This is a genomic window from Pseudomonas sp. Marseille-Q5115, assembly GCF_916618905.1.
GTDB classification, from domain to species: domain Bacteria; phylum Pseudomonadota; class Gammaproteobacteria; order Pseudomonadales; family Pseudomonadaceae; genus Aquipseudomonas; species Aquipseudomonas japonica_A.
This window is the reverse complement of sequence record NZ_CAKAKI010000001.1, coordinates 2,273,514-2,286,190: the sequence shown is the minus strand read 5'-3', so window position 1 is coordinate 2,286,190 and position 12,677 is coordinate 2,273,514. Positions and strand designations below refer to the sequence as shown.

5 protein-coding genes are annotated in these 12,677 nt (G+C 62.2%); 2 read left to right on the top strand and 3 right to left on the bottom strand.

The genetic code is table 11. From position 1 onward, the window contains the following. The first annotated feature begins 86 nt into the window (after positions 1–86). Together sohB and LG385_RS10570 are read left to right on the top strand one after the other, a co-directional pair. Complete coding sequence (sohB, locus tag LG385_RS10575; protein WP_225774241.1) at positions 87–1,127, top strand: protease SohB; 1,041 nt, start codon at positions 87–89, stop codon at positions 1,125–1,127. A 64-nt stretch (positions 1,128–1,191) separates the two neighbouring features. After that, the gene (locus LG385_RS10570) at positions 1,192–6,294 is read left to right on the top strand and encodes a dermonecrotic toxin domain-containing protein (RefSeq protein WP_225774240.1); all 5,103 of its coding nucleotides are present in this window, start codon (positions 1,192–1,194) and stop codon (positions 6,292–6,294) included. Positions 6,295–6,316: 22 nt separating this feature from the next. On the opposite strand, the gene LG385_RS10565 is transcribed toward LG385_RS10570, so the two are convergent. The 3 genes from LG385_RS10565 to metH form a co-directional block, all read right to left on the bottom strand. Continuing rightward, on the bottom strand, positions 6,317–6,817 hold the full coding sequence (locus LG385_RS10565; protein ID WP_225774239.1) for a DUF934 domain-containing protein: 501 nt from the start codon (positions 6,815–6,817) through the stop codon (positions 6,317–6,319). Next, a complete protein-coding gene (locus LG385_RS10560; protein ID WP_225774238.1) occupies positions 6,801–8,459 on the bottom strand; it encodes a nitrite/sulfite reductase in 1,659 nt (552 codons plus the stop codon). Before LG385_RS10560 ends, LG385_RS10565 begins: the two co-directional genes overlap by 17 nt. Before the next feature lie 377 nt (positions 8,460–8,836). Then, on the bottom strand, positions 8,837–12,523 hold the full coding sequence (metH, locus tag LG385_RS10555) for a methionine synthase (RefSeq protein WP_225774237.1): 3,687 nt from the start codon (positions 12,521–12,523) through the stop codon (positions 8,837–8,839). Positions 12,524–12,677 lie beyond the last annotated feature (154 nt).

Here is a 12,677-nt window from a genome sequence, read left to right as displayed (position 1 = left end):
GAGCGACCGTGCACCCACACCTGCTATCGCCCCGTCACGCTCGCCGGTATGCTGGTGCACGTTTTCAATTTGCTGCAGGAGTCGCCGTGGAGTTTCTCTCCCAATACCTGGGTTTTCTGGCCCGCACCGTCACCTTGGTCATTGCTGTGCTCGTTGTGCTCGCCGGCATCGCCTCCTTGCGAGGCAAGGGCCGACGTAAGGGAGGCGGGCAGCTGCAAGTCACCCGTTTGAATGACCTGTACAAGGGGCTGCGCGAACGCCTCGAGACCGCATTGGTCGATAAGGATGGCCTCAAGCGCCTGCGCAAGGAACAGGCGCGGACCGAAAAGGCCGAGCGCAAGGCCAAGGCAAAAACCAAGGGGGCGGAGGTCCGCGGGCGGGTCTTCGTGCTCGACTTCGATGGCGATATCAAGGCGTCGGCTACCGAAAGCCTGCGCCACGAAATTACCGCGCTGCTCACCCTCGCCACGCCGAAGGACGAAGTGGTGCTGCGCCTGGAAAGCGGTGGCGGCATGGTCCATAGCTACGGGCTGGCGAGCTCCCAACTGGCTCGCATCCGCCAGGCCGGCGTGCCACTGACCGTGTGCGTGGATAAGGTCGCGGCCAGTGGCGGCTACATGATGGCCTGTATTGGCGAGAAGATCGTCAGTGCGCCCTTCGCTGTTCTGGGCTCCATCGGTGTGGTTGCTCAATTGCCCAACCTTCATCGCCTGTTGCGCAAGCATGACATCGACGTGGAAATGCATACGGCCGGGGAGTACAAACGAACCTTGACCGTGTTTGGCGAAAATACCGAAAAAGGCCGGGAAAAGTTCCAGCAAGACCTGGACATCACCCACCGGTTGTTCAAGAACTTCGTGGTGCACTACCGCCCGCAGCTGTCGATCGACGAGGTTGCCACGGGCGAGGTGTGGCTTGGCGTCGCGGCGCTGGAGCGAAAGCTGGTGGATGAGATCAAAACCAGCGACGAATACCTGGCGGAGAAGGCGCGAACCTCGGAGCTCTTCCATTTGCATTATGCTGAGCGCAAGAGCTTGACCGAGCGGGTAGGGCTGGCTGCCAGCGGATCTGTCGAACAAGCAGTCGTGCGCCTGTGGAGCAAGCTGGGCGGCGCGCGATTCTGGTGAGCCTTATGTAGCTCCTGGCGTGACAGGCCGTTCCTAACATCGGGCCTCCATCAAGGAGGCTCCAATGACTGACTCATCCAGCTCTTCTGCCACACCAACACAACTTGCCCATGAAGGGTTTGTCACCGCACGGGTGCCCGCCTGGCTTCGTCAGGCCACTCCGGCAGAGCGCCAGGGCCTTCATGCCCTTGCGCTGGCCGCCGAAACCGCCCGCCACCGCCTCAAGCAAGCCAGCACGGTGTTGCCTCAATTGCAGCCCTTTGCCATGCAGCACTTGCGAGCCGAGTTGGCATCCGTGGTCGGTGAAACCATCGACCCTACCCAAGCGGTATTGTATTGGGTGGATCCGAACAGTAGCCGCCCGCCGGTCCACCGCACATTGCTGGAGGCCGCGCTGATGAACTTTCATTCCCGGGATACCGAGCCTGGTGCCTGGGGCGCCGGCTCCGGGTTGTTTGGCGGGCTGACCGCAGACGGTCAGCCGGATACCAGCCGCCCATTGCCGCTTACCCCGGCGGCATTCGCGCAGCGGTGCCGCGCCCTGGATATCGGTGGGCGCTTCCAGTCGGAACTGGCACAGCATATCCCAGCCAAACTGCCTGCTCGAACCGAAGGCGATGATGGCGCTCGGTCATTGCCCTGGCAGGTTTTCGATTGCCAACGCAAGGCGTTCGAAACCCAAGCCTGCGTTGCTTCCTTGAAAAGCGCGCTTGGTGGGCCAGGCCATTCCTTGCTCGCGTACTGGGAGTTAGCGCCGGCCACGGTTACCACACCCGCATTTGCCAATCGGCTCGAACTGCTCGGCTTCTCCCTGTCCGGGGTGCTCGTGTTTACTGCACATGCTGACGCCAACACAGCTCAACCGGTTGTCGCCTACGTGCCCGGCGACCCGGACGGCTCGGTACGCCAGTACCCCGATGCCCAGGCATTCGTCGCCGCGCTAAGGGCAAGGCTGAATGACGAAGCGTACTTGAAGGCTTTCTCCCGTTTCGTGCCCTTGCCCCGCCGGCTGGACTTTATCGCCACCGTGCAAGGGGCGTTGGCGCCAGGTACCTGGTTACCCGCGCACCTCTCCTGGACGCCGTTGCCGTTGGCCGGTGACCCGTTTGCCGAAGCCTATCGGGCCTGGGCACAGCAGACTCTGGCCGAGGCGGCGGCCGTGGCCGTACCCACCGCCCAGTTGGATCACCGCGAAACCACGGAGCGCTATGCCCACTGGGTACAGATTGGAGAACAATTGGGCATCAGCTTAACGCTTATGGTGGGATCGGCGCTGCCAGGGATAAATGTCTTGGTGGATGGCATCGTGCTCGCCCAAAGCATCCAAAGCGCCTATGAAGGCGTACAGGCGTGGCGGGAAGGCGACGCTCATGCAGCCCTTGATCATCTGTTCGGCGCGGTCGAGAACGCGACGTTCCTGGGGATGGGTAAGCGCCCGAAACCCACGCCGGAGGCAGTCGAATTCGACGGGGCATTGGTGCCAGTCACGGGCGCCGATGGTCAAGTGCGGTTGTGGCAACCCGACCTAGACGACTTCGCCGCGCGAGAGCTGCCGCCCAACAGCGTACAACCTGACCCGGCCGGCATTTATCGCCACGCGGGCCGCGCCTGGGTCCGAATGGATGGCCGCTTGCATGAAGTCGATGCCGCGTCGGGCTCGTCGCACGCCCTGCTGGTCCACCCCCGGGGCCACGGCTACACACTGCCCTTGCGCGGGGATGGCGCCGGGGCGTGGCGGGCACCCTATGAGAACCCCGCGCAATGGGGAAGCACAACATTGATTCGCCGGTTCAACCCAAGCTATGAGGCCCTTGCTGACCGTACGTTGATTGAGGCGCAGCGGCTTGCCGGTATCAGCGACGCCCAACTCAGGCGTGCGCATCTGGATGTCAGTGGTACCCCAGCGCCGCTGGCGCGCTTGCTTCAGTACCGCCTGGCCGAGCGCGAACTGGACATGGCTGTAGCCGCGCTTCGGGGCTCAAGACGTCCCGGTGCCATTCCGGCATTGCTGGTTTCTGCGCTGCGAGACCTGCCTGGCTGGCCGGCAGACCGGGGGCTGGCGTATCAAGAGGGCGAGGCCACCCGTGTGTTCGGGCCGGCCGAGGGTACGCCCGTGCAATTGACCGATCAGATGCTCGCCGACGGTACATGGGCCCGTCGCCTGTTTGCTCAGCTAGGAAGCGATGCGATAGGGGTGCTACTGGGGATCGATACGTCTCTGGTGCCGCCGGAACCGGCGTATCAAGTGCTCGCGGACAGTTGGGCGGGCGAGCTGGAAAACCGGCGGGGATCACTCGCCGCCGAGCTTGTACCTGACCCGGCCGTTACCGACGCTGAACGCCAAACCTTGCGACGGCAGTTTCCAAGGCTGACGACGCAAGCCATGGAAGCACTGCTGCGAGGGCAAACGGGGGGAGAGCGCCTGGCATTGGCTGCTGGCAGGGTCCCGCCGGCGATGGCTGAACTGGCGGCTGAAAGTCTGCGCCAGTGGCGGGTGACGAGCGCACTGGATGCGCTGGCGCACGCAAGCTTCAGTTCCGACCGGGAGCGGCTGGCAATGGCGCTGTGGCCGCGCCTGGGCGGCTGGGCCCAGTCCATGCGACTGGAGTTGCGCAACGCTCACTTCCTCGGAACATTGCTACAGGAAGCAGGCGGGACCGAGCTGCCGCGCTGGGTCATCGTACGCAAGGGCGAACGCTACCAGGCGTTCGACGACAAGGGGCTTGAGTTGAGCCCAACGACTACTTTAGAAGACGCCTTGGCGGCCACAGTGCCGGACAATTTGCGCCAGGCGTTCACGGCGCAGGTAAGCGATGCCGCCGGGTTGCGCAAGGCTTTGCTGGACCTGGCGCTGGCCGATCGGGATGCCGTGCGCCCATTGTTGGGGTTGCGCTCTGATAATCGTCGCTTTTTCCGCTCCCCCACACGGCAAGCCAACGGTGCCGTGGGCTATGCCCTCAGCGGTCGCGGCCGGTTGCTGGAAACCCCTCGGGGCGGACTGCACCCCTTCATGATCGCGCTGCGCGCGCTGTACCCGGAGGTCAGCGAAGCCGAGATGACCGAACTGCGTGCCAGCCTGGGCCACGGTGAAGCTGCGACGGTAGCCTTGGAGGCTTTGAATGCCGATTTCGCCCGGTTGCGGTTCGACCTCCAGGCCTGGGTAGCGCGGGCCAGGGACGTAGTTGGCGAAGGCGCTGTTCAGGAGCGGCTGGATCGTGAGACGGTCAGCCGTCGAATCATTGACGTATGGCAACGGCGCGAGTCGGCTTATGCCATAGGCGGTTTGGGTTATGGGCTGGACCTGCGAGGCCTTCAAGTGCGTGAGTTGCCTACGCTCAATGTACGGCTTCCCCATGTTGAGCGCCTGATACTGGTGGACATGCGCCTTGGCAGCGTAAACGATGGGTTCCTGGCAAGCTTCCCAGGGATTTCCTTGCTTGACCTGAGCTTCAACACGCTCACCGAATTGCCGACCGGGCTGGGGCAGCTGAATCGCCTGAGCCGCTTGAGGCTGGACTACACAGGGCACCGCAGCCTGGCCCAGATAGTCGACGCGATCATGCCACTTTCCACGACGCTTAATTACCTCGGTGTGGCCGGCAGTGGCTTCAACCTGGCCCCGGCCGATTTCGAACTGCTGCGTCGGCTTCCTCAGCTCACCTCGTTGGGGCTTGAAGATAACCTCATCACCCTTACAGACGACACTGCCAGCGGTTTCAACCAGTTGGCCCATCTGGAAGAGCTTAACCTTGCTGGGAATCCCTTGGGGCGTGCTCCCGCGCTGGCTAGCCTGCACCACCTGAGATGGTTGGAAATGAGCCAGGCGCACCTCACCACGTTCCCGCCCGAGCTGGTCACACTCATGAACCGAGACCCGCTTTGCCTGGTAGAGGTCGACCTCTCGGAAAATGACATCGTGGAGCTGCCAGTGCTGGCGGATACCCATTTTGTGCGATTGGCCCGGGCAGCCCTTGACGATGTGGAGTCGCCGTATTACGGCATGTCTTTGAACCTCGATGGGAACCCTCTTTCGGAAGAGGGCCGGGCCGAACTGCGCCGTTCGAGTATTCCGTTTTTCGAAGACGCAGACATGGACGTCGCAGGGGCAGAGCATGATCCCGAGCGGTGGCTGACCGAGTGCCCTCCAGCGATGGCGGCGCTGATCAGGTCTGAGCGCGCGCTGCCTGAGGCCGCTGAGTTCTACCAGTTGCTTAGCCGTGTGGTGGATACCGCGGATTACCTGAACGATGCGCCAGTTACCTTGCGCCGTGCGTGGAGCTTGGTGGAAACCTGGCTCAGCCCAGGGCAGAACGCCAGGCCAGGGCTGGAAGCATTACGCGAAAGGCTATTCTCCATGGCCCAGGACACCCAAGGCACCTGCGGCGACGGGGTGGCCCTTACATTAGATGAGATGGAATTCGAGGTTGAGGCGTGGCGCCGGGTGGCGGACGCGCCAGGCGGCGGAGATGCGCCATTGCTGGACTTGCTGACGTATCAGCGCGGGTTATGGCGCCGTGCCCTGGTGGACAATCTTGCAAGGCGTATCACCCGCGCCCGTGTCGCCCGCAGCGCGGGCCTGAATGACCCTGGCACGGCGCCGGTGCTCGATCCGCTCGACGACCTGCCTGACAATGTGCTCGAACATGGCCTGGACGAAGTGGAGGTGCGTTTTTACCTGCTGGAAAAGCTCGAGGGGCCGCTGGGGCTGCCGCCCGCCCGGGGCATGCGATATACCACCCGCGTGAGTGGTGCCACAGCCCAGCGCGTGGGAGTGGAAGTGGTGCAGCAGGATACCGACGAAGCATTTGCAACGTGGGTAGCAAAACAGCCCAGCTTCCGAACGTACCTGGAAAACGCCAGGGTTGCTACGTTCGAGCCGCTGCGCGAACGCTGGCAGGACGCCGCCGACTATTTGTTCTCAGCGTCCGGGGACAACCCTCAAGCGCAACCCAGCGTGCCAACTGCGCTCGACGGCCTGCGCCAGGCAGTGCCGGAGCTTCAGTGGGAAAGCGGCCAACCGTTGCCGGCCTTGAACGAGCAACAACTGCGCCAGGCCTATGACTGGATCAGCCAGCAACGCGAGCGGGCACTGGACGCGCTCGCGTTGACGTTGACTCGCCAGTTGCTGAGCCTTGAGCAGCCTGGGCCTTCCGGTTCAGCACGCTGAAGGTGGCCCCGCCTGGCTGGCCTTAGCCGTGACGGCGACGGAACAGCGGGCGGGGTTCGTCGCTGGCGGCCTGGTAGGTCACTGAAAAATCCTTCAGGCTTTCCAGCGCTTCGTACGGGTCTTTGTCCGGGCGAACGGCGAAGGCATCGAAGCCACAGCGGTGCATGTAGAACAGCTGGTCTCGCAGTACGTCGCCAATGGCCCGCAGCTCCCCCTTGAACCCGTAGCGGTCGCGCAGCAGGCGGGCATTGGAGTAGCTGCGCCCATCGGTGAACGCCGGGAAGTTCAAGGCGATCACCTGAAACTGGCCTGCGTCTTCGCCGATTTCTTCAGCTTCTTCATCCGCATCGAGCCACACGCCCAAGCCACCATCACGCGCCTTGAGCGCATGAGCATGCTCGCGCCATAGGTTCAGCGGCACAATGTAGTCGTCGCAATTGCTCAGTTCGTCGAGGGTCACGTCCTTTGGCAGCAGGTGCCAGGTTTCGTCGACGACCTGGTTGTTCTTAATGATTCGCTGCATAGACGCGCTCCTTGAAGGGTTCGATGCCGATCCGCTGGTAGGTATCGATGAAGCGCTCGTCTTCGGTGCGCTTTTCCACATAGACATCGATCAATTTGTCGATCACGTCGGCCATGTCGTCCTGGGCGAAGGAGGGGCCCAGAATCTTGCCGATGCTGGCGTCTCGGCTGGCACTGCCACCCAGGGACACCTGATAGAACTCTTCACCCTTCTTGTCCACACCCAGAATGCCGATATGGCCTACGTGGTGGTGACCGCAGGCGTTCATGCAGCCGGAAATGTTCAGGTCGATCTTGCCGATGTCGAACAGGTAATCGAGGTCGTCGAAGCGGCGCTGGATGGACTCGGCAATCGGGATGGACTTGGCGTTGGCGAGCGAGCAGAAGTCGCCGCCAGGGCAGCAGATGATGTCCGTCAGCAACCCGATGTTCGGTGTCGCGAAGCCCGACTCACGGGCTTCCAGCCACAGGGCATGCAGTTGGGACTGCTCCACGTCGGCCAGTATCACGTTCTGCTCGTGGGAGGTACGCAGCTGACCAAAGCTGTAGCGATCGGCCATGTCGGCAATGGCGTCGAGCTGCTTGTCGGTCAGGTCGCCAGGGGCCACACCGGTCGGCTTGAGCGAAAGCGTGACCGCGACATACCCGGGGCGCTTGTGGGCGAACACGTTGCGTTGACGCCAGCGAGCGAAGCCTGGATGTTCAGCTTCGAGCTGGGCCAGGACCTGGGGGATGTCTTCGAGGGTTTTGTAGTCCGGGTCCACGAAGTGGCCGGCGACACGGGCCACTTCCGCTTCGGTCAGCGTGGTTTCGCCACCGCGCAGGTGCGCCATTTCGGCTTCTACTTTCTGCGCGAACACTTCCGGCGTGAGCGCCTTGACCAGTATCTTGATCCGGGCCTTGTACTTGTTGTCCCGGCGGCCGTAGCGGTTGTACACCCGCAGGATGGCGTCCAGGTAGCTGATGAGGTCCTGCCAGGGCAGGAACTCATTGATGAACGCGCCCACGATCGGGGTGCGGCCCAGGCCGCCACCCACCAGTACACGGAAGCCCAGCTCCCCGGCAGCGTTGCGCACGGGCTCCAGGCCGATGTCGTGCACTTCGATCGCTGCGCGGTCGCTGTTGGCGCCATTGACGGCAATCTTGAACTTGCGCGGCAGGTACGCAAACTCCGGATGGAAGGTGGTCCACTGGCGAACGATTTCGCACCATGGGCGCGGGTCCACCACTTCATCGGCGGCTACGCCGGCGAACTGGTCGGTGGTCACGTTGCGAAGGCAGTTGCCGCTGGTCTGGATAGCGTGCATTTGCACGGTAGCCAGCTCGGCGAGAATCTCGGGCACGTCTTCGAGCGCCGGCCAGTTGAACTGCACGTTCTGGCGGGTACTGATGTGGGCATAACCCTTGTCGTAGTCGCGAGCGATCTTCGCCAGCATGCGCGCCTGGCGCGAGGTCAGCTGGCCGTAGGGCACCGCCACGCGCAACATGGGCGCAAAGCGCTGGATATACAGGCCATTCTGCAGGCGCAGCGGGCGGAATTCTTCTTCGCTGAGTTCGCCGGCGAGGTAGCGGCGGGTCTGGTCACGGAACTGCTTTACGCGGTCCTCGATGATCCGTTGATCGTACTCGTCGTAAACGTACATAGGTGTCCTGTCTTCAGGCTGGTCTGCGCTCACGGTTGCGCACTCTTTTCAGAGCCGACGGAAGATACCCGGTTTGCCTTATCCACTAAAGCGAAGTTTTTTTATAAGGAAATAGCTAATACCGATATAGAGCGTTGCTGAAGTTCCGACGGGATGAGTTGGCGTTACCGGCCATGGTGCGCTTGACTGTGGATTACGTCCAATTCACTGGGACGAACGTACTTCCATAACAATAAAGGTAGCCTTTTTCATGCGCCCTCTTTCCGTGAAGCACAAGAAGACCCCTCGGAACATCGATACCTGGGCGACTGCCTTCATGGTAGTCCTGGTGATAGCGGCGATCGCCTTCTGGGCGATCGCGCACTGATACCCGGGCCTCAGCTTGGCTCATACCCAAGGTTAGGCGACAGCCAGCGCTCGCTCACCGCTTGCGACTGGCGTTTGCGCTGCGAGTAGCTTTCCACCTGGTCACGGTCCACTTTGCCCACGGCAAAATATTGCGCCTGTGGATGCGCGAAGTACCAGCCGCTGACGGCTGCCGTGGGGAACATGGCGTAGTGCTCGGTGAGCGTCACGCCGCTGTCACCCTGTGGGTCGAGCAATTCGAACAGCGTCCCTTTTTCGGTGTGGTCCGGGCAGGCCGGGTAGCCCGGGGCAGGGCGGATGCCGCGGTATTGCTCGCGGATCAACGCATCGTTGTCCAGCGCTTCGTCGTGGGCATAGCCCCAATACTCCTTGCGCACCTGCTGGTGCAACCATTCGGCGCAGGCCTCGGCGAGGCGGTCGGCCAGGGCCTTGACCATGATCGAGTTGTAGTCATCGCCAGCGTCCTGATAAGCCTTGGCCACTTCCTCGGCGCCGATGCCTGCCGTGGTAATGAACCCTCCCATATAGTCGGTGACGCCGCTGGCCTTTGGCGCCACGAAATCGGCCAGGCTGAAGTTCGGCTTGCCGTCAGGCTTGATGGTCTGCTGGCGCAGATGATGGAGCATGGCGAGCGGCTGGCCGTCATCGCCGTACACCTCGATATCGTCATCGGCCACCTGGTTCGCAGGCCAGAAGCCGAACACAGCGCGGGCCTTGATCAACTTCTCGTCGATAAGTTTGCGCAGCATGGCCTGGGCGTCGGCGAACAGCGCCGTTGCAGCTTCACCCACTACCTCGTCAGTGAGGATGCGGGGATACTTGCCCGCCAGGTCCCAGGAGATAAAGAACGGCGTCCAGTCTATGAATTCGGCCAGCACGTTCAAGTCGATGTCATCCAGCACCCGCGCGCCGGTAAAGGTCGGCTTCACCGGCTGGTAGTCCCATTTCGGCTTGGCGGCCACAGCCTGGGCGTAGCTCAGGCGCTCAGTGCGATTGCCCCGCGCGGCGGTGCGTTCGCGTACTTCGACATAATCCTTGCGGGTGCGCTCTACAAAGCCAGGCTTGAGCTCCTTGGACAGCAGCTGGGTAGCGACGCCCACTGCCCGCGAGGCGTCGGTGACGTACACCACGGCATCGTTGCTGTAGCGGGGTTCGATCTTCACTGCCGTGTGCGCCTTGGAGGTGGTGGCGCCGCCGATCATCAGGGGCAGGTGGAAATCCTGGCGCTGCATCTCCCGCGCAACATGGACCATCTCGTCCAGGGACGGGGTGATCAGGCCCGACAGCCCGATGATGTCGCATTTCTCTTCGCGGGCCACTTGCAGGATTTTCTCCGCTGGCACCATCACACCCAGGTCGACGATGTCGTAGCCATTGCAGCCCAACACCACGCCGACGATGTTCTTGCCGATGTCGTGGACGTCGCCCTTCACCGTGGCCATGAGGATTTTACCTTTGGCTTCGGGCTTGTCGCCTTTTTCGGCTTCGATGAACGGAATGAGGTGTGCCACCGCCTGCTTCATTACCCGGGCGGACTTCACCACCTGCGGCAGGAACATCTTGCCCGCGCCGAACAGGTCACCCACCACGTTCATGCCGTTCATCAAGGGCCCTTCGATCACCTCGATAGGCCGGGCGAAGCCCTGACGAGACAGCTCGGTGTCTTCCACGATGTAGGTGGTGATGCCTTTGACCAGGGCATGTTCGAGCCGCTTGTTCACGTCCCAGCCACGCCACTCTTCGGTTTCCGCTTCCTTGGTGCTGCCGTCTCCACGGTACTGATCGGCAACGGCCAGCAAGGCTTCGGTGGCCTCGCTGCTGCGATTGAGCACCACGTCTTCTACCCGGTCGCGCAGGGCGGCGGGGATTTCGTCGTAGATTTCCAGCTGGCCTGCGTTGACGATACCCATGGTCAGGCCATTGCGGATCGCGTGCAGCAGGAACACTGAATGGATGGCTTCGCGCACTGGGTTGTTGCCACGGAACGAGAAAGATACGTTCGACACGCCGCCGGAAGTGAGCGCGTAGGGCAGGTTGTCGCGTATCCAGCCGCAGGCGTTGATGAAGTCCACGGCATAGTTGTTGTGTTCTTCGATGCCCGTGGCGACCGCGAAGATGTTCGGGTCGAAGATGATGTCTTCAGGCGGGAAGCCCACCTGATTCACCAGGATGTCGTAGGACCGCGCGCAGATTTCCACCTTGCGCTTCTCGGTATCCGCCTGGCCGTCCTCATCAAACGCCATCACCACCACAGCGGCGCCGTAGCGCTTGCACAGGCGCGCATGGTGGATGAAGGCATCCACACCTTCCTTCATGCTGATGGAGTTGACGATGCCCTTGCCCTGGATGCACTTGAGGCCTGCTTCGATCACATCCCATTTGGAGGAGTCGATCATGATCGGCACCCGGGAGATGTCCGGTTCGCCCGCGATCAGGTTGAGGAACGTCAGCATGGCCTTTTGGGAGTCCAGCATGCCCTCATCCATGTTGATGTCGATCACCTGGGCGCCGGCTTCCACCTGTTGCAGGGCCACTTCCAGCGCTTCGGTGTAGTTCTCCTCGCGGATAAGGCGAGCGAAACGTGCCGAGCCGGTGATGTTGGTACGCTCGCCGACGTTCACGAACAGTGACTGCCGATCAATGGTGAACGGCTCCAGGCCCGACAGCCTGCAGGCCCGTGGAATGTCTGGAATGGCCCGCGGTGGGTGCGCGGCCACGGCCTTGGCAATGGCAGCGATGTGGGCGGGGGTGGTGCCGCAGCAGCCACCGACGATATTGAGGAAGCCGCTGCGGGCAAATTCCTCTACGGTTTCGGCCATTTGCTCCGGGGTTTCGTCGTATTCACCGAAGGCGTTGGGCAGGCCGGCGTTGGGATGCGCCGATACATGGGTATCGGCCTTGTTGGACAGCTCTTCGAGATAAGGGCGCAGTTCGCGGGCGCCCAGCGCGCAGTTCAGGCCCACCGAAATAGGGTTGGCATGGCGTACAGAGTTCCAGAACGCCTCGGTGGTTTGCCCGGAGAGCGTGCGACCGGAGGCGTCGGTGATGGTCCCCGACAGCATGATCGGCAGCTCGAAGCCGAGCTCATCGAATACGACTTGTACCGCGAAGATCGCCGCCTTGGCGTTCAGCGTGTCGAAGATGGTTTCGATCAGGATCAGGTCCGCGCCGCCCTCGATCAGCCCGCGCGTGGCCTCGGTGTAGTTTTCCACCAATTCGTCGAAGGTAACGTTGCGGTAGCCAGGGTTGTTCACGTCCGGGGAGAGTGAACAAGTGCGGCTGGTAGGGCCCAGCACGCCGGCAACGAAGCGGGGCTTGTCGGGCGTTTGCAGGGTTTTGGCATCTGCCACACGCCTGGCGACACGGGCGCCTTCAACGTTCAATTCATACACCAGCGTTTCCATGCCGTAGTCGGCCTGGGAGACGCGCGTGGCATTGAAGGTGTTGGTTTCCAGGATGTCCGCGCCGGCATCGAGGTACGCCGCTTCGATCTCGGCGATCACGTCCGGGCGCGAGAGCAATAACAGGTCGTTGTTGCCCTTGACGTCGCTGGGCCAGTCCGCGAACCGTTCCCCACGGTAATCGCTTTCCTCCAGCTTGTAGCTCTGGATCATCGTCCCCATGCCGCCATCGAGGATCAGGATGCGGGATTTCAGCGCGTCGTTGAGGGCAGTGAGGCGAGCTTGGCGGTCAGTCATGGAGAAGGGCTCTGGTACGGGCGGTAAAGCCAGCGATGATAGCAAACCTGAGAGGCTTTACATCATGCCTGGCCTTTGCATGAATCTCGCTCATGTTCACGCATGCCGAATATCTGAGCGAAAGATGAAACTTCCGACCTTTTCAGCCTGGTGT

Coding starts and splice junctions, on each gene's coding strand:
- LG385_RS10565 (WP_225774239.1), bottom strand. CDS start 6,817: ATGCAGCGAATCATTAAGAACAACCAGGTCGTCGACGAAACCTGGCAC.
- metH (WP_225774237.1), bottom strand. CDS start 12,523: ATGACTGACCGCCAAGCTCGCCTCACTGCCCTCAACGACGCGCTGAAA.
- LG385_RS10570 (WP_225774240.1), top strand. CDS start 1,192: ATGACTGACTCATCCAGCTCTTCTGCCACACCAACACAACTTGCCCAT.
- LG385_RS10560 (WP_225774238.1), bottom strand. CDS start 8,459: ATGTACGTTTACGACGAGTACGATCAACGGATCATCGAGGACCGCGTA.